General features: G+C 76.1%; 21 protein-coding genes. 8 read left to right on the top strand and 13 right to left on the bottom strand.

The genetic code is table 11. The features are described from left to right. The first annotated feature begins 45 nt into the window (after positions 1-45). The 3 genes from ACH5AR_RS17640 to ACH5AR_RS17650 all read left to right on the top strand — a co-directional run bounded on the left by ACH5AR_RS17640 (position 46) and on the right by ACH5AR_RS17650 (position 2,911). A complete protein-coding gene (locus tag ACH5AR_RS17640) occupies positions 46-1,761 on the top strand; it encodes an ABC-F family ATP-binding cassette domain-containing protein (RefSeq protein WP_396302326.1) in 1,716 nt (571 codons plus the stop codon). After that, positions 1,758-2,321, top strand: coding sequence for a CGNR zinc finger domain-containing protein (locus tag ACH5AR_RS17645; protein WP_396302327.1), 564 nt, complete (start codon positions 1,758-1,760; stop codon positions 2,319-2,321). The genes ACH5AR_RS17640 and ACH5AR_RS17645 overlap by 4 nt, the downstream gene beginning before the upstream one ends. 104 nt (positions 2,322-2,425) lie before the next feature. Continuing rightward, complete coding sequence (locus ACH5AR_RS17650) at positions 2,426-2,911, top strand: hypothetical protein (RefSeq protein WP_396302328.1); 486 nt, start codon at positions 2,426-2,428, stop codon at positions 2,909-2,911. Positions 2,912-3,200: 289 nt separating this feature from the next. On the opposite strand, the gene ACH5AR_RS17655 is transcribed toward ACH5AR_RS17650, so the two are convergent. From ACH5AR_RS17655 to ACH5AR_RS17685, 7 genes are all read right to left on the bottom strand, one after another. Beyond that, the gene (locus tag ACH5AR_RS17655) at positions 3,201-3,629 is read right to left on the bottom strand and encodes an Ohr family peroxiredoxin (RefSeq protein ID WP_396302329.1); all 429 of its coding nucleotides are present in this window, start codon (positions 3,627-3,629) and stop codon (positions 3,201-3,203) included. A 170-nt stretch (positions 3,630-3,799) separates the two neighbouring features. Next, entirely contained in the window at positions 3,800-4,768 is a 969-nt protein-coding gene (locus ACH5AR_RS17660; protein ID WP_396302330.1) for a helix-turn-helix domain-containing protein, read from the bottom strand. Between the two features lie 89 nt (positions 4,769-4,857). Next, positions 4,858-5,997, bottom strand: coding sequence for an alpha/beta hydrolase (locus tag ACH5AR_RS17665; RefSeq protein ID WP_396302331.1), 1,140 nt, complete (start codon positions 5,995-5,997; stop codon positions 4,858-4,860). A 94-nt stretch (positions 5,998-6,091) separates the two neighbouring features. Beyond that, positions 6,092-7,063, bottom strand: coding sequence for a helix-turn-helix domain-containing protein (locus tag ACH5AR_RS17670; RefSeq protein ID WP_396302332.1), 972 nt, complete (start codon positions 7,061-7,063; stop codon positions 6,092-6,094). Between the two features lie 152 nt (positions 7,064-7,215). Next, complete coding sequence (locus ACH5AR_RS17675) at positions 7,216-9,939, bottom strand: AAA family ATPase (protein ID WP_396302333.1); 2,724 nt, start codon at positions 9,937-9,939, stop codon at positions 7,216-7,218. Between the two features lie 771 nt (positions 9,940-10,710). Then, positions 10,711-11,397: a YoaK family protein gene (locus tag ACH5AR_RS17680; RefSeq protein WP_396302334.1), complete on the bottom strand. Its 687-nt coding sequence runs from the start codon at positions 11,395-11,397 to the stop codon at positions 10,711-10,713. A gap of 99 nt (positions 11,398-11,496) precedes the next feature. Beyond that, positions 11,497-13,374 carry an amidohydrolase gene (locus ACH5AR_RS17685; RefSeq protein WP_396302504.1) on the bottom strand — a complete coding sequence of 626 codons (1,878 nt, stop codon included), beginning with the start codon at positions 13,372-13,374 and terminating at the stop codon, positions 11,497-11,499. 310 nt (positions 13,375-13,684) lie between these two features. Between ACH5AR_RS17685 and ACH5AR_RS17690 the strand changes: the two genes are divergently transcribed. Next, entirely contained in the window at positions 13,685-14,347 is a 663-nt protein-coding gene (locus ACH5AR_RS17690; protein ID WP_396302335.1) for a hydrolase, read from the top strand. A 20-nt stretch (positions 14,348-14,367) separates the two neighbouring features. Then, positions 14,368-14,850: a DoxX family protein gene (locus tag ACH5AR_RS17695; RefSeq protein WP_396302336.1), complete on the top strand. Its 483-nt coding sequence runs from the start codon at positions 14,368-14,370 to the stop codon at positions 14,848-14,850. A 278-nt stretch (positions 14,851-15,128) separates the two neighbouring features. Here ACH5AR_RS17695 and ACH5AR_RS17700 read toward each other — a convergent pair whose 3' ends face one another. Both ACH5AR_RS17700 and ACH5AR_RS17705 read right to left on the bottom strand, forming a co-directional pair. Beyond that, positions 15,129-15,686, bottom strand: coding sequence for a Dps family protein (locus tag ACH5AR_RS17700; protein ID WP_396302337.1), 558 nt, complete (start codon positions 15,684-15,686; stop codon positions 15,129-15,131). 33 nt (positions 15,687-15,719) lie between these two features. Then, positions 15,720-16,445: an alpha/beta fold hydrolase gene (locus ACH5AR_RS17705; RefSeq protein WP_396302338.1), complete on the bottom strand. Its 726-nt coding sequence runs from the start codon at positions 16,443-16,445 to the stop codon at positions 15,720-15,722. A 307-nt stretch (positions 16,446-16,752) separates the two neighbouring features. Between ACH5AR_RS17705 and ACH5AR_RS17710 the strand changes: the two genes are divergently transcribed. Beyond that, positions 16,753-17,589, top strand: coding sequence for an alpha/beta fold hydrolase (locus ACH5AR_RS17710; RefSeq protein ID WP_396302339.1), 837 nt, complete (start codon positions 16,753-16,755; stop codon positions 17,587-17,589). A 203-nt stretch (positions 17,590-17,792) separates the two neighbouring features. Continuing rightward, positions 17,793-18,716 (top strand): VOC family protein, encoded by a 924-nt coding sequence (locus ACH5AR_RS17715; protein WP_396302340.1) that lies wholly within the window; start codon positions 17,793-17,795, stop codon positions 18,714-18,716. Positions 18,717-18,798: 82 nt separating this feature from the next. Here ACH5AR_RS17715 and ACH5AR_RS17720 read toward each other — a convergent pair whose 3' ends face one another. The 4 genes from ACH5AR_RS17720 to ACH5AR_RS17735 all read right to left on the bottom strand — a co-directional run bounded on the left by ACH5AR_RS17720 (position 18,799) and on the right by ACH5AR_RS17735 (position 22,980). Further along, a complete protein-coding gene (locus ACH5AR_RS17720) occupies positions 18,799-19,554 on the bottom strand; it encodes an alpha/beta fold hydrolase (RefSeq protein WP_396302341.1) in 756 nt (251 codons plus the stop codon). A 107-nt stretch (positions 19,555-19,661) separates the two neighbouring features. Continuing rightward, positions 19,662-20,519 carry a helix-turn-helix domain-containing protein gene (locus tag ACH5AR_RS17725; RefSeq protein WP_396302342.1) on the bottom strand — a complete coding sequence of 286 codons (858 nt, stop codon included), beginning with the start codon at positions 20,517-20,519 and terminating at the stop codon, positions 19,662-19,664. A gap of 128 nt (positions 20,520-20,647) precedes the next feature. Further along, positions 20,648-21,478: an alpha/beta fold hydrolase gene (locus tag ACH5AR_RS17730; protein WP_396302343.1), complete on the bottom strand. Its 831-nt coding sequence runs from the start codon at positions 21,476-21,478 to the stop codon at positions 20,648-20,650. A gap of 254 nt (positions 21,479-21,732) precedes the next feature. Beyond that, complete coding sequence (locus tag ACH5AR_RS17735; RefSeq protein WP_396302344.1) at positions 21,733-22,980, bottom strand: PucR family transcriptional regulator; 1,248 nt, start codon at positions 22,978-22,980, stop codon at positions 21,733-21,735. Positions 22,981-23,525: 545 nt separating this feature from the next. Between ACH5AR_RS17735 and ACH5AR_RS17740 the strand changes: the two genes are divergently transcribed. Next, the gene (locus ACH5AR_RS17740) at positions 23,526-23,981 is read left to right on the top strand and encodes an SsgA family sporulation/cell division regulator (protein ID WP_396302345.1); all 456 of its coding nucleotides are present in this window, start codon (positions 23,526-23,528) and stop codon (positions 23,979-23,981) included. Positions 23,982-23,991: the final 10 nt, after the last annotated feature.

The raw sequence follows: 23,991 nt of genomic DNA on the forward strand, positions 1-23,991 counted from the left end.
CGCCCGGCGGGCCGCAACCCCCTCTCACCCCGGAAAGGCCCTCCCGTGCCCCAGCCCGCCCTGCTCGCCCATGACGTCGTCCGCAGCCTCGGCGGCCGGCGCGTCCTCGACGGCATCTGCCTGACCGCCGCCCCCGGCCACCGGATCGGCCTGATCGGGGAGAACGGCGCCGGCAAGTCCACCCTGCTGCGGGTGCTCGCCGGTGTGGACGAACCCGACGCGGGGAGCGTCTCGCGCCCCGCGGACCTCGGCTTCCTGCACCAGGAGATGCCCTTCGAGGCGGGCGCCACCGTCACCGCCGTCATGGACGACGCGCTGCGCGAGGCCCGCGAGGACCTCGCGGAGCTGGAGCGGCTGGGCTCGGAGGTCGCCCGCGTCCCGGCGTCCGCCCCCGGCCACGCGGAGCTCCTGGAGGCCTACGGCCGGCGGCTGGAGCAGGCCCAGCACCGGGAGTCCTGGGACGCCGAGCGCCGGGCAGCGCTGGTCCTGGACGGGCTGGGCCTGGGCGCGCTCGGGCCCGACCGCACGCTCGGCTCGCTGTCCGGCGGGCAGCGCGGGCGGCTGGCCCTCGCCGCGCTGCTCGTCCGGCGGCCGTCCGCGCTGCTGCTGGACGAGCCGACCAACCACCTCGACGACGATGCGGCCGCCTTCCTGGAGGAGCAGGTCCGCGCGCTGCCCGGCACCGTGGTCGTCGCCGCCCACGACCGGGCGTTCCTCGACGCCGTCTGCACCCACCTGGTCGACCTCGACCCGGCGGTGGACGGGCCGGTGCGCTTCGGCGGCACCTACAGCGCCTACCTGGGCGCCCGGCGCGCCGAGCGGGAGCGCTGGGAGCAGCGCTACGCCGAGGAGCAGGAGGAACTGGCCCGGCTGCGGCACTCGGCCGGGGTGACGGCCCGCCGGGTCGCCCCGGACCGCGGGCCGCGCGACAACGAGAAGATGGGCTACGGCCACCGGGCGGGCCGGGTGCAGAGCCAGGTCTCCCGCCGGGTGCGCAACGCCGCCCGGCGGCTGGCGGAGCTGGAGCGCGCGCAGGTCGCCGAGCCGCCGCGCCCGCTGCGGTTCGCGGTGGACGCCCTGGTCGCCGCAGCCCCCTCGGCCCCCTCGGCCGGAGCCGACTCCGCCCCCCGGGCGGAGGGGGCCCCGCAGCCGCTGGTGTCGCTGCGGGACGTCCGGGTGCCCGGCCGGCTCGCGCTGGACCGGCTGGAGGTCGCGGAAACCGACCGGCTGCTGGTGACGGGCGGCAACGGGACGGGCAAGTCGACGCTGCTGGCCGTGCTCGCCGGGCGCCTCGCCGCCGGGGGCGCGGTGCACCGCAGCCCGGGGCTGACGGTGGGGCTGCTCACCCAGGACACCGTGTTCGACCGGCCCGACCGCACCGTCCGCGACACCTACCAGCGGGCGCTGGGCGCGGCGCGGGCCGAGCGGGTGCCGCTCGGCTCGCTCGGCCTGCTGCACGCGACGGCCCTGGACGCGCCCGTCGGGCGGCTGTCCGTCGGACAGCGGCGACGGCTCGCGCTGGCGCTGCTGGTCGCCGACCCGCCCCGGCTGCTGCTGCTCGACGAGCCCACCAACCACCTCTCCCCGCGGCTGTGCGACGAACTGGAGGAGGCCCTCGGCACCGGCCCCGGTGCGATCGTCCTGGCGAGCCACGACCGCTGGCTGCGCCGGCGCTGGCAGGGGCGCGAGCTGCGGCTGGCCCCGTCCGGGACGGGACGTCATTGCGCCCCGACGCAGTCACCTGTCAGCATGGTGATGTGAACCTTGACCATGTCTTCGTCTGCGGGCACCCCGCGCTGGACTTCGCGGCCACGCTCCGTGCCCGGCGCACGGTCCGGTTCGAGATGTTCGCGACGCCGGAGCGCCTGAACGCCTGGTACCTGGACTCGGGGCTGGTGGACACCATCACGCCCGGTGACGAGCAGGACGTCCACGCGGCGCGGACCGTCCGCGAGGCGGTCTACCGGCTCGTCACCAACCGGCGGCTCGACGAGGCCTTCGACCGCGAGGCGCTCGCCGTGCTCAACGCCGCCGCGCGCAAGCCGCCCGTGACGCCGCAGCTCACGATGGCCGGGCGGCACAACGAGGCGACGCCCGAGCAGGCGCTGGCGACGGTCGCGCGGCAGGCCGTCGAACTCCTCAGCGGGCCGGACGTCCCGCTGCTGAAGGAGTGCGGCAACCCGGAGTGCACCCGGATCTACATCGACCGCTCCCGGGGCATGCGCCGCCAGTGGTGCGGCATGGAGTCCTGCGGCAACAAGATCAAGGCCGCCGCCTACCGCGCGCGGAAGAAGAGCCCCTCCCCCGTGGGCAGCCGGTAGCCGACCGCGCGGGGGCCCGGCACGGGTACCATGCAACACCACCCATGCCGAGGGAGTGACCGGTCGTGACCCGCCATCCTGCCTCCACGCTCCGGTCCCGGTACGTGGAACAAGCCGCGTCGGACCTGGAGAAGAACCACCGGCGCCAGCAGGAGCTGGCGGAGGAGCTCCGGGTGCTGAAGCAGGAGGAGGCCCTGCTGGGCGAGATCCTGAGTCTCGCCGAGCGGTACGAGGCGCCGGCCGGCCGTGCGGCGAAGGCCGGCGCGGCACGGGACGAGGCGGCACAGGGCGACGCGGCGAAGGGCGACGCGGCGAAGGGCGACGCGGCGAAGGCCGGCCCGCACGGGGCTCCGCCCCGGCCCCTGCTCGGCGACCTCCTGGAGGAGCTCCTCGGCCGGCACCACGAGCCGTGCCCGGCGAAGGAGTTGCGGGACGAACTCATGGCGGAGCACCCGGGGCGCAACCCCACGCCCCAGGTGGTCCGGAACACCCTGGAGTCACTGGTCGCCAAGGGGCGCGTCCGGCGCCACAAGGAGCAGCGCTCCGTCCGGTACACCCTGGTGCGGCCGGGCCCGGACGGCACCGGCTGACCCCTCACCCGAAGAACCGGGCTCCCGGGCCGTACCCCGTCCGTACCCCGTCCGTACGACGGTCTCCGCCCAGCCCCACAGCTGGGCTCCGTCCGGCAGCGGCCGCTCCCCCGGCCCACCAGGGCACCGGTCCGAGGGGTGACGAAGCCGTTCGAGCATGCGGACACACGTGTGCGCCCAGGAGGCCATGGGCCGACCCCTCTCCGTGGCGGAGGTGTGAGCGGGCCCCGTGCCGGACGGGGGAAGCCGGCACGGGGCCCGCGGTCCCGAGGACACGCCCGGAGGCGGGTCAGGCGGCGACGCCGGCCCGGATGACGACCGGGAGGGTGCCGCGGGTGGCCTTGGAGTACGGGCAGATCCCGTGCGCGGCCCGCGCCGGCTCCTCGGCGGTGGCCTGGTCCACGCCGCCGAGCACGGGGCGCAGCACCGCGGAGAGCGAGAACTCGTCGTCGTCGCCGTGGGTCAGCCTGATCTCGGCGGTGACGGTGGTGCTGGTGAGCCGGATGCCGCGCTCCCCGGCCGCCCGGCGCAGGGCCCCGAGGAAGCAGGCGGCCCAGCCGGCCGCGAGCAGCTGCTCCGGGTTGGTCGCGGTGCCGGCCCCGCCGAGCTCCTCGGGGATGGCGAGCCCGGTGTCCAGCAGACCGTCGGAGGGGCGGACCCGGCCGCCGTTGCGGCCCTCGCCGTCGACGTCGACGACTGCGGTGTAGCCCACTGCCATGACTCGTGCCCCCCTCTGGATCGGATCGGTCGGCGGCCGCCTCCGGCGACGCGCTCGCACCCTTCGAAGCGTCACCGATCCAGCCGGTGACGCAATGATGGCAAGCCCATGCGTCACCAGTCAAGCCAGTGACGAATGTCGAACACGGTACGGCCTGCCCGCCGGCCGCGTCAGACCGCGACGCCGTACCCGGCCGCGCCCGCCTGCCACTCCCGCGGGGAGACGCCGTAGGCCGTCCGGAACGCCCGACTGAAGTGGCTCGCGCTCACGAAGCCCCAGCGGGCGGCGACCGCCGCCACGCTCGCCCGGGCGGCCCCTGGGCGGGCCAGGTCCCGGCGGGACATGTCCAGCCGCTGGCGCTGGATCCAGCGGGCCACCGTCACCCCCTCGAAGCGGAACAGCTTGTGCAGGTAGCGCACCGACACGTGGTGGGCCGCCGCGATCCGCTCCGGGGTGAGGCCCGGATCCCCCAGGTGCCGCAGGATGTGGTCCTTCACCCGGGCCAGGGTGGCGAGCGCCGCCTCGGGTGCCTCCGGGACGGACCGGCCGCGCCGCTCGTGGGCGAGCACCCTGAGCAGGTCGAGCGCCGTGGCGGTGAGCCAGCCCGCCAGCTGCGGCTCCATCGAGCCGGCCGAGCGGGACAGGCACTCCAGGTACGAGGCGACCAGCCGGGCGGTGCCCTCCCCGGCGTCGAAGGCCGTCGCGGTCAGCGCCCGCAGGTCCTGCTCGCACAGGCCCCCGACCGACCGCGGCCAGTGGAAGGCCGTGAACCGGAAGGGCTCCGGGAACTCCATGACGAACGGCCTCCCGGCGTCCGGGACGGCGAAGGTGCCCGGGCGCAGCTCCACCCGCCGGCCGTCCTGGAACAACCGGGCGTTCCCGCGGTGCTGGAGCGCCAGGGTGAGGTGGTCCTCCCCGCCGCGGGCGATCAGCTCGGCGGTGCGCTCGATGCGCTGCGGGCCGGCCTGCACCAGGGAGACCTGCGCGGCGCCCAGGCCGTGGCTGGAGATCCTGGCCGGGGCCGGCGTGCTCTCCAGCAGGGCCACGTCCAGCGGGACGAAGGTGCGGGAGAGGGCCTCGCGCCAGGACTCGGCGCGGTCGGCGGGCGGCACCTGGGCGGTGTCGAGAACGACGGTCATCGGTCCTCCTCGGACGGCGCGCGGCCGGACCGGCCGGTCCGGCCGCGCGGTGTCGGGCGGGTACGGGGCCACGGCGGGACGGCGGGCGGTCACCAGGCACCGCCGTGCAGGGCCACGTGCACGGTGTCGACGGCCTGGACCAGCGCGGCCCGGGCCGTGGCGGTCGGGCAGACCGCGTCCAGCAGCAGGAAGCCGTGGACGGCCCCCTGGTAGCGCATCGACACCACCGGGACCCCGGCCGCGCGGAGCCTGGCCGCGTACGCCTCGCCCTCGTCCCGCAGCACGTCGGCCTCGGCGGTGACGACCAGGGCCGGGGGCAGCCCGGCGAGCTGCTCCAGGGAGGCCCGCAGCGGCGCGGCCGTGGCCTCCGTCCGCCGGTCCGCGTCGGGCAGGTAGTCGTCCCAGAACCGGCGCATGTGCTCGCGGTGCAGGAAGTACCCGGTCGCGAACCGGCGGTAGGAGGCGGTGTCGAAGTCGGCGTCGGTGACGGGGTACAGCAGCACCTGGTGGGCCAGCGGCTCGTCGCCGCGCTCCCGGGCCAGCAGGGTCAGCGCCGCCACCAGGTTGGCCCCGGCGGAGTCGCCGACGGCGGCCATCCTGCGGCCGGTCAGGCCGATCTGGTGGCCGTGGGCGCGGATCCAGCCGGCCACCGCGTGGCACTGCTCGACGGCCACCGGGTAGCGGGCCCCGGGGGCCCGGGCGTAGTCCACGTAGACCACGGCGGCGTCGGTGCCCAGGGCGAACTCCCGGACCAGCCGGGCGTAGCAGTCGGCGTCGCCGAGCGACCAGCCGAGGCCGGGCAGGAAGAGCACCACGGGGCTGGGCACGGCGGCCCCGACGGGCCTGGTCACCTGGACGTGCACCCGGCCGGTCGGGCCGCAGGGCAGGGCGAGCCACTCGGAGGTGGTGCCGCAGGGGTCCTCCGGGTCCTCGCCGCCTTCGCCGAACGGCCCGCCGGCGAAGGGCCCGTCGGCGAAGGGCCCGTCGGCGAAGGGCCCGTCGGTGAAAAGCCCACTGCCGTACGGCCCGTCGGCGAACGCCCCGCCGGCGAACGGCCCGTCCCCGGGCGGCCCGACCGTCGGGGGCCCGCCCTCCGCGGCCCCGGCGCGGAGGAGGAAGGAGAGGTCCGGCCGGTCCGGCGCTGGCCGGCCGGCTCCGGCGTCCAGGAACTCCTGGAGCGCCCGGTCGAGGACCGGGCGCCGGTCGGGCTGGGGGGTGGGGTCGGACAACTCTTCGCTCCTGGCTTCGGTCGGCGGGCACGGCCGCTCCGTGGGTGCCCCGTCCGTGGTGGCCTGTTCGTTCCCGCGGCCGGCGGGCGGCTGCTCAGCCGGTTTCCCCCTGCGGGCGTGCGCGCCACTCGCGCGGCGAGACGCCGTACGCGGCGCGGAAGGTCCGGCTGAAGTGCGCCGGGTTGACGAAGCCCCACCGCTGGGCGACGGCCGAGACGGTGGGCGCGGTGCGGCCGCGCCGGGCCAGCTCCCGGGCACAGGCCTCCAGGCGCAGCCGCTGGACGAGGCGGCTGACCGTCACGCCCTCGCCCTCGAAGAGCCGGTGCAGGTAGCGCACGGAGATGTGGTGGGCATGGGCGATCCTCTCGGGTGACAGGTCGGGGTCGCTCAGGTGGCGCTCGACGTACTCCCGCACCCGCCGGACGAGGTGCGCCTGCTGGGCGTCCGGCTGCTCGGCGGCCCGGGCCGGCGCCAGCTGGGCGATCAGGGTGCTGAACAGGTCGGCGACGCTGCCGGCCAGCCGGTCCCCGAGCGGGGCGGGGTAGGAGTGGGCGGAGTCGGCGAGGACGCCCAGGAAGGGCAGGAGCACCGGGCCGCACCCCTCGGTGGGGCCGACGGCCGTGGCCGACGCGTGCCGGAGGTCGCGCTCCGGCACCCCCAGCAGACGGCGCGGCACGTGGAACAGGTGGGTGCGGAACGGCTCCGGGTAGTCCACCGCGTACGGGCGCGCGGTGTCGTACAGGACCAGCCCGCCGGTCGGCACCCGGGCCCGGCGCCCGTCCTGCTCCAGCACGGCCTGCCCCGCCACCTGGACGCCGATGCCGACCTGCGGCTCGCTGCGCGGCGTGCGCGCGATCAGCGCCGCGGTGCGGGAGAGCCGGGCCGCGTCCGCCTCCAGCGTGGAGATCCGCACGTACCCGAGGCGGTGCGACTCCAGGAGCCCGCGGAACGGGCGCCCGGTCAGCGGGTGCACCTCCAGCGGCACCAGCGACCGCGACACCGCCCCGCTCCAGAAGGCCGCCTTGTCGCCGTCCGCGACCGACGCCGTCGTCACCCGCACGCCCATCTGACCGTCCTTCCGCCGGAGTCCTGCGCACTCTCAGCGTGGCCCGTGCGCGCGGCGGCCCGGTAGGTCATCTGACTGACGTCGTCGGCAGGTGCCGCTCCGGGCCTGCCGGCGCGGTCGGCACGCGCCCGCCGGACGGGCGTTCGCGCAGGTCAGACGCCGTCGAGGGCATGGGCCAGGGCGGCCCGGGTGGTGATGCCCAGCTTCGGGAAGATCTTGTACAGGTGGGCCCCGACGGTGCGCGGCGACAGCTGGAGCTGCCGGCCGATCTCCTTGTTGGTCAGCCCGGTCGCGGCCAGCCGCGCTATCCGCAGCTCCTGGCCGGTCAGCCGGGAGGCGTCGGCGGCCGGTCCGCTCTGCGGCAGGGCCACCGAGTCGCCCGCCGCCCGCAGCTCCTCCTCGCACTGGGCCGCCCACGGGTCGGCCCGCAGGCGGCGGAAGACGTGGTGGGCGGCGCGCAGCGCCTCCCTGGCCCCGGGCCGGTGGCGGCGGCGCAGCCACGCGCCGTGGGCGAGCCGCAGCCGGGCGAGGTCGAAGACCCACTGCTCGGCGCCCGGCACGGCGTACGCGGCGCGGTAGGCGGCGTCGGCCTCCTCGTCGTCGGCGGCCAGGGCGGCGGCGGCCGCGCACAGGAAGGCGTGGCGGGCGGAGACCTCCGCCGAGCGCGCCGCGGCCGCGGCCGCGAGGTGGTCCCTGGCCTCCTGGTGGCGGCCGGTCTGCACGGCGGCCGCCACCAGGTCGAGGACCAGCGAGTGGTGCCAGGGCCGGCCGCCGGGCAGCTGTCCGGGCGGGGTGAGCTCGCAGAAGTGGGCGTACGCCTCCTCGTGGCGCCGGTGGGCGAGCGCCGCCAGGCCGCGCAGGTGGGTCAGGCGGTCCAGGACGTACCGCATCCGGGCCCGGGTGGCGATCGGCCGGACGCTCCGCTCGATCTCCCGCAGGCCGTCCTCGTCGCCCCGGCCGGCCAGGAAGTGGGCGTGGTACTGGCGGAACAGCAGGCCGTTGGTGTGGTAGCCGAGCTCGTCCGCCACCTCGGCCTCGCGCAGGCTGACGGCCGCGCGGTCCCAGTGCCCGAGCAGGAAGTCCTGGTGGGCCCTGGCCTTCGCGATCGAGCCCTGGGTGGCGTAGCCGTGCAGCCCGGAGAAGCGCTGCCACAGGTCGCCGGGGCAGTCGAGCGCCGAGGCGGTCCACAGCAACAGCCAGGCCGCGCCGGCCTCCTGCTCCTCGGTCATGCCCTCGGCCATCGCCAGCAGGCCGTCGAGCACGCCCGGGCCGGGTTCGGTCCAGGCCCGCAGGCAGAGCCGGCCCGCTTCGGAGACGTCGTCCCGGTGCTTCTCCAGGGCGCGCCAGGCCCAGGGGTCGTCGGTGTAGGTGGCGGCCAGGAGGAGCTTGAACCAGGCCTGTTCGACCAGCCCGCCGAAGGACTCGGCGCCCGGCTCGGCCAGCGCGTCGAGGGCCGCGGGCAGCAGGGCGGCGGAGGACTCGAAGTCGACGTGGTGGCTCTGGTCGGCGTACACCACCGCGTACGAGAACAGCGGGGTGGTGTCCGCCGGGACGGTGCTGCCCTTCAGCTCCTCCACCAGGGCCGCGGTGTGCCGCAGCTGCCCGCCGTGGGCCGCCATCACCGCGGCCCGGGTGAGCCGGCGGACGCGGTCGCAGGAGCTGGGGCTGAGCACGGCGGCGCGTTCGAGCAGCAGCGCGCCCTCCGCCGCGCCGCCGCGGCGGGCGAGGTCGTGGCCGGCCTCCTGGAGGCGGCGCGCGAGCTCCTCGTCGGGCAGCAGCGCGGCGGCCGCCTCGTGGGCCAGCCGCCGGGGGTCTTCCGGGGCGAGCGTGTCCGACAGCGCGCGGTGCGCCTCCCGGAGCGCGGTGTCGGAGGCGGCCGAGACGACGGCGGTGCGGACCAGGGGGTGCCGGAACACCAGCTGCCCGGCCGGGTCGAGCCGGGCCAGGCCGTCCGCCTCGATCCGTTCCAGGATCTCCCGCGCGTTCTCGTCCGCGAGGGCGCGCAGCCACTCGGCGCTGCCGGAGTACGGGCCGGCGGCCAGGGCGCCGAGCAGCAGCAGGCGTCCGACCTCCGGGGCCACCGTGCCCAGCCGGTCGGCGAACATCCGCTCCAGCTTCCGGCCCAGCGGCAGCCGTTCGGGCAGCGGAGCGGCGCCCCGCTGCTGGGCGGCGGCCAGCTGGCGCGGCAGTTCCACCAGCGCCAGCGGGTTGCCGGCCGCCTCGGCCAGCACGCGCTCCCGGGCGGGGGCGGCGAGTTCCGGGTAGCAGGTGCCCAGCAGCCGGGCGGCGTCCTCCCGGGGCAGCGCCGGGACGTCCACGGCCTCCGCCGACCAGGTCTGGGCGGCCGGGCCGTCCGGGCGGCTGGCCCCGACGATCACCACCGGCAGCTCGGCGCACCGCCGGTGCAGGAAGGCGAAGACGGTCGCGCTGGAGGAGTCCATCCAGTGCAGGTCGTCCAGGACGAGCAGGACGGGCGCCGTCCGGACCGCCTCCTCCAGCAGGGCCAGCGCGGCGGCACCCACGGCGAAGCCGCTCGGGGTCCCGGAGCGGACGCCGAACGCGCTCTCCAGGGCCTCGCGCTGGTGCGCGGTCAGGGCGTCGGAGCGCTGGAGCAGCGACCAGAAGGCCTGGTGGAGGGCGCCGAACGCGAGGTCGGTCTCGGCCTCGGTGCCGACCGCCCGCAGGACGGTGAACCCGCGGCCGCGGGCCGTCCGCTCCACCCAGGCCACCAGCGTGCTCTTGCCGACGCCGGCGTCGCCGCGCAGCAGGACGGTGGACCCGCTCGCGCCGTCCACGGCCTGCACCAGCGCCGCGGTCAGCAGCTCCGTCTGCGGCTGCCGCCCGAGCAGGACCGGAAACCGACTGTCCTCCGCCACTGGTACCTCTTCCTCGAACCGGCCGCTCCGCCCGCCGGGCACCCAAGGCTACCGCCGGGGGCCGGCCCTGCCGGGGCCGGTCCGCCCGCCCTCGCCGGGGGCCGGCAGCCCGCCTAAGCAGGGCGACGGGGGCACCGGGCAGCAGCCCGGCAGGGCGGCGCGGCGGAGGCCGGGCGACGGCCCGGCGGAGCGGGGCGACGGGGGGCACCGGGCAGCAGCCCGGCAGAGCGGGGCGGCAGGCGGCAGCCAGGCGGAGCGGGGCGGCAGGCGGCAGCCAGGCGGAGCGGGGCGGCAGGCGGCAGCCCGGCAGAGCGGGGCGGCAGGCGGCAGCCCGGCAGAGCGGGGCGGCAGGCGGCAGCCCGGCAGAGCGGGGCGGCAGGCGGCAGCCCGGCAGAGCGGGGCGGCAGGCGGCAGCCAGGCGGAGCGGGGCGGCAGGCGGCAGCCAGGCGGAGCGGGGCGGCAGGCGGCAGGCGGCAGCCAGGCGGAGCGGGGCGGCAGGCGGCAGCCAGGCGGAGCGGGGCGGCAGGCGGCAGCCCGCCTAAGCAGGGCGACGGGGGCACCGGGCAGCAGCCCAGCGGGGGGCACCAGGCAGCAGCCCGGCAGAGCGGCGCGGCGGAGGCCAGGCGACGGCCCGGCAGAGCGGGGCGGCAGGCGGCAGCCCGCCTAAGCAGGGCGGCGGAGGCCGGGCGACGGCCCGGCAGAGCGGCACGGCGGAGCGGGGCGACGGGGGCACCGGGCGGCAGCCCGGCGGAGCGGGGCGGCGGGCACCGCTCACTCGCGGTAGAGCAGCACGGTGAGCCCGGCCAGCGCGGCGGCGGCGACCAGGGCCCAGGCGGTCTGCCCGTGCAGCACGAGCACGGCGCCGGGGGCAGCGCCGGCGAGCATGGTGACGACGGAGAGGACCTTGCGCCGCCGCCGGGGGGCGGTGCCGCCGGCCAGGCGGGAGTCGGTGGCCAGGCCGGTCAGGGTGAGGGTCAGCACGGTGGTGGTGAGGTCCGGCACGCCGAGGCCGCGGACGGTGCCGTTGCGGATGCCCATCGCCAGGGCGAGCAGGGCGATCACCGGGTACTGGGCGGGCCCCTCCAGGCTCCGGGCGAAGGCGAGGGCCGCGGCGGCCCCGTACAGAGCGACCTCCAGGACGAGGGCCGTGCGCAGCCGCACGGCCCGGTGCCGCCCGCCCTGCCGGATGGCCAGGCGGCCGGCCGCCCCCGCCCCGAGCAGGAAGGCGGCGAGCGAGGTCAGCGAACCGGCCACGGAGAAGCCGGGTGCGCCGGCGAGGGCGAAGGCGACGACGACCACGTTACCGGTCATGTTCGCGGTGAAGACGTGGCCGAGGCCGAGGTAGCTGATCGCGTCGATCAGGCCGCTGACCACGGTGAGGGCGAACAGGGCCAGCGCCAGCGGGTGGCGGTCGTGGATCTGCGGCCCGGACGGCTGCGGCGGCGGGGGTGTGGTCACGACGGTTCCTCGTGCGGGGAGGGAAGGGGGGAGAACGGGGCGCCGCCCGGTCCGGGCGGCGCCCCGGGGCGGGACCGCGGGGGCGGGACCGCGGGCGGGTCAGAGGAAGCAGGGGTCCGTCAGCGGCTGGGCCTGCCCGGGCAGGGCGAGCCCGCGGGCCGCGCGCCAGGCGTGCTGCTCCTCCGAGGCCGCCACCGCCTCCAGGACGCCCTCGGCCTGGTGGACGCCGGCCCGGCCGGGGGCGGGGGTCGCCCGGTAGCCGCCGAAGCGGGCGACCGGGCTCCAGGAGGGCGACACCTCGGGCAGCTCGGGCGCCAGGCCCTCGTACTCCCCCGCGGCGTGGACGATGCGCCCGCCGACGACGGTCAGCACGGACTCGATGTGCGGGATGTCGCCCTCGGGAACGGTGAAGTAGTCGGCGCTCAGCAGCGCGAGGTCCGCGTAACTTCCCACCGCCAGACGCCCCTTGACGTCCTGCTCGCCGGTGAGGCGGGCGCCGCCGAGGGTGTAGAGCTCCAGGGCCTGCTCGCGGCTGAGCCGGTTGTGCGCGGCGGCCAGGCGCCGCCCGGAGACGGCCCGGCCGGAGACCAGCCAGTGCAGGGCGACCCACGGGTTGTAGGAGGAGACCCGGGTGGCGTCGGTGCCGGCGGCGACGGTCAGGCCGCGGTCGAGCATCGCGCGCAGCGGGGGCGCCTCGGCGGCGGCGGGGGCGCCGTAGCGGGAGACGAAGGCCTCGCCCTGGAAGGAGAGGCGGTTCTGCACCGAGACGGCTCCGCCGAGGGCCGCGATGCGGTCGAGGCTGTCGGGGCTGACGGTCTCGGCGTGGTCGAAGAGCCAGCGGTTGCCCTGGGGGAAGAGGCCCTCGGCGGCGAGCTTCTCGAAGACGGCGAGGTCGCGGCGGATGGTCTCGTCGTAGGTGGCGTGCAGCCGGAAGCCCCAGCCGTTCTCCGTCAGGAGCCGGACGGCCTTCTCGAACTCGGTCTCGTAGGCGCCGAGTTGCGGGCGGGGCTCGGTGAAGTTCTCGAAGTCGGCGGCGGCCCAGGTGAGGTTCTCCCCCGCGCCGTTGAGCCGCAGCCACTCGTCGCCCTCGCCGGGGCGCACGGTGTCCACCCAGCGCCTGAGGTCGTCGAGCTCCTGCCCAGCGGTCTGCGGGAAGAGGTGGTAGGCGATGCGCAGGCTCAGCTCGCCCCGGCGGGCCAGCTCCATGACGGTGCCGTAGTTCTCGGGGAAGCTCTGGAAGCCGCCGGCGGCGTCGATCGCGGAGGTGAGGCCGAAGCGGTTGAGCTCGCGCAGGAAGTGGCGGGTGGAGCCGATCCGGTCGGCCTCGTCCAGCACCGGCGCCTTGGCCAGGGTGGAGTAGAGGAGCAGGGCGCCGGGGGCGGCGACCAGCAGGCCGGTGGGCTCGCCGTCGTGGCCGCGCACGATCTGGCCGCCGGCCGGGTCGGGGGTGTCCCGGGTGAAGCCGGCGGCGCGCAGCGCGGCCTTGTTGAGCAGGGCCGACTGGTACAGGTGCAGCACGAAGACGGGGGTGTCGGGGGCCGCGGCGTTCAGCTCGGCCAGGGTGGGCAGGCGCCGCTCGGCGAACTGGTCCGCCGACCACCCGCCGACCACCCGCACCCACTGGCCCGGCGGGGTACGCTCGGCCTGCGCCCGCAGCATCGCCAGCGCCTCGCGCAGCGACCGGACGCCGTCCCAGCGCAGCTCCATCACGTAGTTGAGGCCGCCGCGGATGACGTGCAGGTGCGCGTCGTTGAGGCCGGGGACGGCCCGGCGCCCGAGCGCGTCGACCACCCGGGTGCCGGGACCGACGAGCGCGGCGACGTCCGCGTCGTCACCGACGGCCTGGATCCGGCCGTCGCGCACGGCCAGGGCCGTGGCCTGCGGGCGGCGCGGGTCGTTGGTGTGCACCTTGGCGTTGCGCACGACCAGGTCGGCGGGGTGTTCGGGGGTGCCGGGACGGATCCCGGCAACGGGCATGGTGGACAAGGGAAGTCCCTTCGATCGGCGGGAGGTCGGCGCGAGGCCGCCCGTCGACCGTAGGCAGCGGACCGGCGGGCGGGGTTCTCCGCAGCGCATCGCCGGTTGCCCCGCAGCGCACTGCGGCGGCCGGCCGGCCCGGTGCGACGGGCGGTGCGTTGTCGGGACAGTGCCGGGCGCACAGCGAGCAGAACCGTCCGTCCACCGCGCACTAGTGTCGTCGAACGTGAGGCAGCGCCGATCCGGCCCATGCCTGACGCAGTGTCAACTACCTGCGTTACCACCCACATTCAGAAGAAAGAGAAGACCCATGGTCGACTTCGCCACCGTGCACGCCGCCCCGAGCCCGGACCTGCTCACCCCCGACAACGCGATGATGCTGTTCGTCGACCACCAGCCGCAGATGTTCTTCGGCACCGGCAGCGGCGACCGCACCGCGATCATCAACGCCACCGTCGGCCTGGCCAAGGCCGCGAAGATCTTCGACGTGCCGACCGTGCTGTCCACCGTCGCCGCCGAGTCCTTCTCCGGCCCGATCCTGCCCCAGCTGCGGGCCGTCTTCCCCGACCAGGAGGTCATCGACCGCACCTCGATGAACGCCTGGGAGGACGAGGCGCTGGTCGAGGCCGTCAAGGCCACCGGCCGCAAGAAGATCATCCTCTCCGGCCTGTGGACCGAGGTCTGCCTGGTGCTGCCGGCCCTGTCCGCGCTGGACCAGGGCTTCGAGGTCTACGTCGTCGCCGACGCCTCCGGTGGTGTCAGCCCGCTCGCCCACGAGCACGCCCTGCAGCGGATGACCGCCGCCGGCGCCGTTCCCGTCACCTGGATCCAGGTCCTGCTGGAGCTCCAGCGCGACTGGGCCCGCGCCGAGACCTACGTCCCGGTCACCGAGCTGGTCAAGGAGCACGGCGGCGCCTACGGCATGGGCCTGGTCTACGCCCAGTCCATGATCGACCCGCACGCCGCCGGCTGACCTCCCGGACGGAGTCCGACATGAACACGGGTCTACTCCTGCTGCGCCTGGTCGTCGGCCTGCTGATCGCGGGCCACGGCGTCCAGAAGGTCAGCTTCCACCTCGGTGGCGGCGGACTAGACGGCGGCAGCGCCGAGTTCCGGGGAGACGGCTTCCGCGGCGGCAAGCTCACCGCGCTGGCCGCCGGCGGCACCCAGATCGGGGCCGGGCTGATGCTCGCCGCCGGCCTGCTCACCCCGCTGGCCGGCGCGGGTGTCATGGGGGTGATGACCGTCGCCCTGACGGTCAAGTGGCCGCACGGGCTGTGGGTCCAGCACGACGGGTACGAGTTCCCGTTCGTCCTGATCGTCATCGGCGCGGCGCTGACCGCCACCGGCCCCGGACAGTGGTCGGTCGACGGGGCCCTCGGCCTCGCCTCCTGGCCGCTGTGGTGCCTGCCCGCGGCGGTGGCCGCCGGAGTGGGCGGCGGCCTGGCCACCCGCCTCGTGCTGCACCGCCGCTGAGGCGGCCGGCGCCCCACGGGCTCGGGCCCCTGGAAGGGAGACCTTCCAGGGGCCCGAGCCCGTCGGCGTGGACGGCGCAGAACGCCGGCCGTCGGGAGGCGGACGCGGCGGCCGGGGCGACGGCCACGGCGACGGCGACAGCGACAGCGACAGCGACAGCGACAGCGACAGCATGGGGAAGCGTCGGGACGAGGGCACGCAGAAGTGCCGGGCCCGCCGACGAACGGGCCCGGCACCGAGCGGGACCGGGCCTGCCGACGAACAGGCCCGGCCCGCGGTCACTGCCCGGTGTCGGGGGTGACGACCAGGTGCTCGGCGAGGAACCAGACCTGGGTCTCGCCGGTGCGGATGACCTGGGAGACCAAGAGGTCCTGGGTGCCGTCGTCGCCCAGCTCCGCGGTGCGGGCGGCGGCGTCGCGGACGTCGGCCAGGATCGTCTCGTGCGCGTCGAGCAGGCGCGAGAGCATCGACGGCACGCCCTCGATGCCGTCCGGCGGGCGCGGCACGCCCGTGATCAGGGCGGCGTGGCGGGGGTCCCCCACGGCGACGCCGCCGAGGCTCTGCACCCGCTCGGCGAGCGCGTCGATCAGCTCCAGCTGCTCCTGGGCGTGCTTGTCGAAGAGCAGGTGCAGCTGGTAGGCGGTCGGCCCGCGCATGCCCCAGTGGTACTTCTTGTACAGCGCGTACAGGAACTGGGTGTCCGCGAGGACCCGGTTGAGCCGCTGCGCCGAGTACTGCCGGGCGTCGTGGGAGAGCGCGATCGGCAGCTGGGTGACGGTGCCGAACTCCTGAAGTTCGGGGCCGTGCCGGTGGAGGTGCGGCTGCTGGCTGGTCATGATGCTCCTGGGTCTGGGTGCTTGCGGGGGTGGTCAGTTGGTGACGGACCGGACGGCGTCGCGGATCACGTCGGCGACGCACTCGGGGTGGGAGAGCATCACCAGGTGCGAGGAGTCCACCTCGACGGTGGTGGCCCCGGCGCGCCGGTAGCCGAACCGCTGGACCTCGGGGTTGAGGGTCCGGTCGGCGCCGGCCACGACCCCCCAGGACGGCTTGGTCCGCCACGCCGCGGTGGGCGCGGCCTCGCCGAACGCCGCCGCGGCGAGCGGGCGCTGGGAGACGGCGAGGACCCGGGCGAGCTCCTGGTCGACGTCGGCCGCGAAGATCGCCGGCAGGCGGTCGACCTCCACCGAGACGTCGGTGCCCTCGCCCTGGCCGCCGTCCAGCGGGAACGGGCTGTACACCAGGGCGGTGGCGAGGTCGGAGTCGGGGAAGCCGCCCTGGAGCGCACCCAGGCTCTCCCCCTCCTCCAGTGCGTAACCCGCCAGGTACACCAGGGCCTTGACGTTCTCCTCGGCGCCCGCCACGGTGATCACGGCGCCGCCGTAGGAGTGGCCGACCAGGACGACCGGCCCGGGGATCCGCCGGACCACCGACGCGATGTACGCGGAGTCCCCGACCAGACTGCGGTTCGGCACGGCCGGCGCCACGACCCGGAGTCCGTCGCTCAGCAGCTCCGGCACGACCCGGGCGAAGCTGGAGGCGTCGGCGAAGGCGCCGTGCACCAGCACGACGGTGGGCGTGTCGTTCGTCGTCATGACGGAGAGTCCTTAACTGAGGCCCCGCGAAAGACTTTTCGCCGGCCTCGGGATCGATCGCTGTTGGTGGCCTCCAGGCTAGGAAGGCACCGCCCGGGGCCTGTTCCGACGGCGCACTGGCTGCGGTCGGTCCGCGCACCGGGCGGGGCGGGGCGGCCTCCTCGGCGGTCAGGCCCGCGCCTCAGCGCTCTCGGACGACACGGGGTGCTCTCACAGGCAACCCTCCGGCCCGGACCGCGGCTAGCGTTCAGCCCGTCGCAGCCGTTACCGCTGCCGCCAGAACCACTGCCGCAGGAAAGGCACACCCATGCCGTACATCACCGTTGGCCAGGAGAACTCCGCCCCCGTCGAGCTCTACTACGAGGACCACGGCACCGGCCGGACCGTCGTCCTGATCCACGGGTTCCCGCTGAACGGCGACTCCTGGGAGCGCCAGAGCGCCGCCCTGCTGGACGCCGGCTACCGGGTCGTCACCTACGACCGCCGCGGCTTCGGCCGCTCCTCGCACCCGACCACGGGCTACGACTACGACACCTTCACCGCGGACCTGAACACCGTGCTGGAGACCCTCGACGTCCGGGACGCCGTGCTGGTCGGCTTCTCGATGGGCACCGGCGAGGTCGCCCGCTACCTGGGCACCTACGGCTCCGAGCGCATCGCCAAGGTCGCCTTCCTGGCCTCCCTGGAGCCGTTCCTGCTGAAGACCGGCGACAACCCGGACGGCGCGGCCCCGAAGGAGTTCTTCGACGGCATCGTCGCCTCGGTGAAGGCCGACCGGTTCGCCTTCTACACCGCCTTCTTCAACGACTTCTACAACCTGGACGAGAACCTCGGCACCCGGATCTCCGAGGAGGCCGTCCGCAACAGCTGGAGCGTCGCGGCGAGCGGCGGCGCCTTCGCCGCCTCGGCCGCGCCGAGCACCTGGTACACGGACTTCCGCGCCGACATCGCCCGCATCGACGTGCCGGCCCTGATCCTGCACGGCACCGGCGACCGCACCCTGCCGATCGACAGCACCGCGCGCCCGTTCCACAAGGCGCTGCCGGCCGCCGACTACGTCGAGATCGAGGGCGCCCCGCACGGCCTGCTCTGGACCCACGCCGAGGAGGTCAACGAGGCGCTGCTCGCCTTCCTCGCCAAGTAACCGGGCAGGCCGCCGCACCCGACCACGGCGGCCCGCCCCCCTCACCGGTACCGCCACCGCCTTCCGCGCCAGGACGACGGTGGCGGTGCCGGTCCCGGCCCCGCGCCCGACGTCCGTCCCTGCGCCCGGCCGCCCCGCCCAGCCACCCATCCGGCCGTGCCGTGCCCGGCCGGCCGGGCACGCACCCGACCAGGAGGTCGACCATGAAGCTCCGCCCGGTCCGCCGCATCGTCCCGCTGGTGGCGGCACTCGCCGCCCTGACGGCGGTGCCCGTCGCCTCGGCGGCCCCGCACACCCCGCCGGCCGCGTCGGGCACCCACCGGCCGTTCGCCGTCGGCCCGCAGTACGACTCCACCCACGTCTACGTCGAGCCCGGCACCGAACAGGCCTTCGTGGCCTGCTGGACGTCCACCTTCGGCGGCACCACGATCGGCCCCGTCTCCACCCAGGTGACGCCGACGCCCAGCCGCACGCTCTCCGAACTGGTGGTCTCCCCCGTCGGCACCCTGTCGGTGTTCGACTACACCACGCCGATCCCGTACCCCTTCGGCACCGAGCGCACCGGCTGGCTGGTCACCGACCTCGACCAGGCCGTCAAGGCGGCCCGCGCCGACGGCGCGACCGTCACCGTGGCGCCGTTCGCCGACCCGATCGGCCGGGACGCCGTCGTCCAGTTCCCCGGCGGGATCAGCGCCCAGCTCTACGTGCACACCACCCCGCCCAGCTACCCCGCCCTGGAGAGCGTGCCGGAGAACCGGCTCTACCTCTCGCCGGACGCGGTCGGCGACTTCCTGCACAGCTACCTCGCCTTCACCCGGGGCCGGATCGTCTCCGACGACCGGAAGGCCGACGGCGCCGCGCTCGGACTGCCCGGGACGACGTACCGGCTCGTCCGGCTCACCTCCGGCTTCGGCACCACCACCGTCGCCGTGACGGACGGCCACCTGCCCTACCCGTACGGCACGGAGCTCACCGGCTACGGCGTGGCCGACCTCGGCGCCACCCTGGAGCGTGCCCGGGCCGCCGGCGCCACCGTGCTGTCGGGGCCGGTGCGCACCGGTGCCCGGGACAGCGCCATGGTCCGCTTCCCGGGCGGCTACGTCGCGGAGCTCCACTCCGACCGCTGACGGACCGTGGCACAGCCGCCGACGGGCGGTGGGGCTCCGGTGCCCGGCCGCCCGTCGACGCACGCGTCCGTACGCCCCCGCCTCACCGCCCGCCCGGCGCCGGCCGCCGCCCGGACGCCGCCCCGGCCGCCTCGTGGATCAGCTCCGCGACCGCCGTCGGCCGGGAGACGGGCACCGCGTGGGAGGCGTCGGGCAGGTCGAGGACGGTGGCGCCGGCCCGCTCGGCCGTGAAGCGCTGGACGGCCGGGGGCAGCGCCCGGTCCGCACCGGCCACCAGCGCCCAGGAGGGCCTGGCGCGCCAGGCCGCCACCGTCACGGCGTCGGTCAACACCCTTTCGGCGGCGGGGCGTTGGACGGCGGCGAGCACCCGGGCCACCTCCGTGTCGAGGTCGGCGGCGACGAACGGCCGGAAGCACTCCGCGGGGACGGTGAGCTCCGCCGCCCGGTCGGCGCCGCCGGGGCCGCCGGGGCCGAACTCGGTGCGCCGCAGCCGCGGGATGAGCGGCGAGGGGGCGAAGCGGCTCGCCAGCGCCTGGTAGCTCTCGCCCACGTCGGGCAGGTGGGCGGCCACGTAGACCAGCGCGGCCACGTTCGGGGCCCGGCCGGCCTCCGTGATCACCGTGCCCCCGTAGGAGTGGCCGACCAGGACGACCGGGCCCTCGACGCCCGCGAGGACATCGGTCAGGTAGGCGGCGTCGTGGGCGAGTCCGCGCAGCGGGTTCGCGGCGGCGAAGGCCGTCAGGCCCCGGCTGTGGAGCTCGGCGATGACGCCGAACCAGGTGGTCGCGTCGGAGCAGCCGTCGTGGACGAGCACGACGGTGGGCCGGGTGGAGTGCATGGCTGCCTTTCGGACGGCGCCGACGGAACGGGGAGCGGATGCGCGGGGAGCGGACTCGGCGGGACGGGGGCACGGCAGGGAAGCGGCCCCGGCAGGGCGGGGAGGGGTCAGGAGGCCGGGTTGCGGCTGTCGGCCTGGGCGGCGTAGGCCTGCCACTCCCGGGGCGAGACCCCGAAGGCGTCGCGGAACGCCCGGCTGAAGTGGGAGTGGCTGACGAAGCCCCACCGGTGCGCGACCGCGGAGACACTGGTCTGCCGGCGGGCGGGGCGCTCCAGCTCCCGGCGGCAGGCGTCCAGCCGCCGCCGTCGCACCCACTGGCCCACCGTCGTCCCGTCCTGCTGGAAGAGCTTGTGCAGGTAGCGCACCGAGATGTGCTGGGAGCGGGCGATCGACTCGGGCGCGAGGTCCGGGTCGGCGAGGTTCTCCTCGATGTGGGCGCGGATCCGCGCCAGCAGCTCGGCCGAGCCGCTCGGGTGCTCCGGGCTCTCCCGCTCCAGCAGCTCGGCCACCAGGACCGCGACGATGTCGGAGGCGCTGCGCGCGAGGTGGTTGCCCGGCCGGGCCCGGTGCGCCGGGGCCTGGGCGGCGAGGGTCCACAGGAACTGCGAGGCGAGCGCGCCGACGCCCTCGCTCCCCCGGGCCAGCAGCCCGTCGGTGCGGTGGACGTCGCCCTGGCGCACGCCCAGGTAGAAGCAGGGCACGCGGAAGTGGACCATCCGGCACTCGGCGTCCTGGAGCAGGCCCGCCGGGTGGCGGGTGGTGCCGATCAGCAGGTCACCGGGGGCGAGCGCGGTGCTGACGCCGTGGCGCCGGACGGAGGCCGCGCCGCGGACGTGCAGGGCGACGTGGAGGCAGTCCTCGGGGTCGCTTCCGGGCGGCGGGGACAGGATGTCGATGCAGCCGGTGCCGCTCTCGCGGGCGGTCCGGCCGAACTGGCGGTAGTCGGCTTCGGGGGTTTCGGGCATGGGTGAGGGACCCGACGGGATCACGGGAGGCTCCGACCGGTTCGAGGGTGCTGTGCGGGTGCTGGGGGGATGTTGCGACGTACTGGGGGGTGGTGCGACCTGCTGGGGGTGGTGCGGGGTACGGGGGCTCAGGACAGGAACGACTCCACGACGGCGTTGAACGCGCCGGGGTTCTCCAGGAACGGGAAGTGCGAGCTCGCGACGCTCCTCGGGAACACGTGGAGGCGGGCACCGGGGATCCGCCCGGCGATGAACCGTTGCGAGGCCGGGTCCACGTGGCTGCCCTCGCAGCCGACCACCAGGGTCGGCACGTCGATGCGGTCGAGCACGTCGCGCCAGTCCTGGGCGCAGTGGTCGAAGAGCAGCGGGACGCCCGCGTACGCCGGGGTCGCGCGGATCTGCTCGGCCACGAAGGCGAGCAGGTCCGGGTCGGTGCCCCCGCCGAACATCGAGCGGACGAAGGCCTCGCGGACCTCCTCCCCGTCCGGGCCGGCCAGCGCGGCACACAGCTCCAGCAGCCCCGCCACGTCGAAGACGGCGCCGGAGTCGCGCTGCTCCGTCTCCGACATCCAGGGCACGGCCGCCACCGCGGCAGGCTGGTCGACCAGGACGAGCCGGCGGATCCGGCCGGTGCCGTGCCGGTCGATGTGGCTCCACCACACCGAGGCGCCCATCGACCAGCCGAGCGCGTCGAAGGAGTCCAGGCCCAGGTGGTCGAGCAGGCCGAGGACGTCGCGGGCCAGGCGCGCGATCCGGTAGCCGTGGCGCGGCTTGCCGGACCGGCCGTGGCCGCGGAAGTCCACCGTCACGACGCGTCGGCCGGGCGCCAGCCCCTCGACCTGGTGCCGGAACATCTCCTGCGTCTGCCCCCAGCCGTGGAGCATCACCAGGGGCACCCCGTCGCCTCCGCTGTCGCGGTAGGCCAGGCGCACACCGTCGTTCGTGATGAGTTCGTGCATGGTACTCGTTCGTGTCCGTTCGTTTCGGCTCGTGGGGCCGGGCGGGCCGGTCCGCACTGGTCGCCGGGGGTTGAGCGGCAGCTCGTGGAAGGATTCTCGCCGCGGGGTGAACCCGTTGGCCACCGACCGCCGTAGGGATTGCCTGACAAAGCTTCATCACTCTGTAGCAACGGCCCGCCCGCGGGCCCGCCGGGGACGACTCGCCCGGGGCGGGGGGCGGGCGGGGGCGACGCGCCCGGGGCGGGGGCGGGGCGCTACGGGAGGGCTTCCGGCCCGGGAGCCCGCAGCAGATCCCGCAGCCGCAGCCCGGTGTGCAGCATCAGGCGGTGCGCACCGTCGTCCAGGTCCAGGCCCGTGATCTCCTGGATCTGGCGCAGCCGGTAGTACAGCGAGGTGCGGTGCAGTTCCATGGCCTCCGCCGTCCTGGGCACCGAGCCGGCGTTCTCCAGGAAGCAGCGCAGGGTCTCCTCCAGGCGGGCGCCGGCCGCGTCGTCCAGCAGGCGCCGCAGCGGCTTCGGCAGGAGGGACTCGTCCAGCGCCGTCTCGGGCAGCTGGAGGAAGACCGCGTACTCGCCGAGCCGCTCCCAGTCGCCGGTGCCCTCCAGCCGGGGCAGCCGACGGGCCGCGCGCAGCGCCACCCGCGCCTGGTCGTGGGAGATCCACGCGTCGGCGAGCCGCTCCCGGCGTCCGCCCACGCCCACCACGGCGGCCGCGTCCGGGCCCAGGAAGGTCGTCAGGGAGCGCCGCAGGGCGCGGCCCTGCTGCTCCAGGGCCTCCTCCGGGGGCTCCCGGTCGAAGACCTGCACCAGGACCGCCCGGTCCTGGTCGACGGCCCACAGGCCGCGGGCCGTACGGGTGAGCCGCAGCGGCTCCAGCGCACCGCGCAGCGCCACCGCGCTCCGGCCGGAGGCCGGCTGCCCGGGGGCGGCCACGGCGGTCACCACGACGTGGGGGCCCGCGGGCAGCAGGCCGTCGTCGACCACCTGCTGGTGCGCCGCGCAGCGCTCCGCCGAGTCCGAGCCGACCAGCGCCTGCACCAGCCGGCGGATGCGCTCCTCCTCGCCGTCCGAGGCCAGCTGTTCGGCGTACATCTCCGCCGCCACGGCGCGGACCGTGCGGTCGACGGCCGCGGTCTCGGCCTCCGTGAAGGGCTCCCCCGTCGCCACCACCATGAGGATGCCGAGCAGGTGGCCGCGCTCGCGGACCGGGACGCAGTAGCGCGGCCGGAGCCCCAGGTCGTCGCGGCCCGGCAGGACGCCCGGCCGCGACCACCGGGCGACGCCGTGCGACAGCACGTAGCGGATGACCTCGTCGTCCGCGATGCCCTGCAGCAGGGTGCGCACCCGCACCCGGTCCTCGTCGCCGAAGTGCCGGCTGGCGCAGATCATCCGCACCAGGGGGTCGTCGAGGACGACGGAGCGCCCCAGTTCCTCGGCCAGGCCGTCCACCAGGGCCTGGAGCGCCCCGCCTCCCGAGCGCGCCGGCCGGATCCACGTCTTCATGATCAAAAACCTCCCGGCCGCCATTCATACAAGGAGCGAAACGGGATGGACAAACCTTCAACAAACCGAGGATCCGGCGGTTCCACCCGGGCCGGACGGCCGCCCCCGCGGGCCGTACCCGGGCCCGCGGACGGCTCCGCGGGCGGCGCGCCTGGACGGCCATCGGGCCGTGAACTCACTTCCAGCCCAGTGGAGTTGACTGCCGTCCGGGCACCGGGGCAGGGCTCCGGGCGGGCCGGGCCGCGATCACCGGCCGGAGCGGGTGCGGCGGTGCGGCGCGCGCTCGCCGTCCGCCGTCAGCGCGCCGGGGGCGCCGAACGGTGCGCGGATCGTCACCCCGCGGTGCACGACCGGAACATCCGCGCCGGCCCCGCCTTCCTAGCCTGGGGAGCGATTCCGCCTCCCCCTGCTCCTCGGCAGCTCCCAGGGCCCGAGGCGAGAGCGCCGCGCCGCCACCGGCAGCCGCGGCCCCACCGGGCCGCCGCGCCCCACCGCGGCGGCCCGGACGCCCCCCGGCCCCGCCCCGACACCGCCCAGGAGACCCCATGCCCGCGCACCACCCGCTCTCCGGCCCCCAGCCCCGCCCGGACGCCGCCGGGACCGACCTCACCCTCACCGCCTGCCTCGTCCTCGGCGAGCACGAGTCGGTGGACGTCCCGGTCCGTCTCGGCTACCGCAGCGACGACCCGCTCGCCGTGGCCCTCGAATTCCTCGGGCCCGCCGCGGAGGCGGGCACCTGGCTCTTCTCCCGCGACCTCCTCTGGGACGGCCTCCAGCGGCCCGCCGGCCTCGGCGACGTCCGCGTCTGGCCGCCCTGCACCTGCCACGGCCGCACCGCCCTGCGCCTCATGCTGCGCGGCCGCGACAGCGTCGTGCTCGTCGACCTGCCCGCCCGCCCGGTCCGCCGCTGGCTCCGCCGCGAGGCCTTCGCGCTGGTCCCCCGGGGCTCGGAGGCCGCGCTGATCGACTGGACCGCCGAGCTCGACGGCCTGGCCGCCTGACCGCGGGCCC

Origin of the sequence: Kitasatospora sp. NPDC018619, from assembly GCF_044391605.1 — a bacterium.
In the GTDB taxonomy this organism is placed as follows: Bacteria; Actinomycetota; Actinomycetes; order Streptomycetales; family Streptomycetaceae; genus Kitasatospora.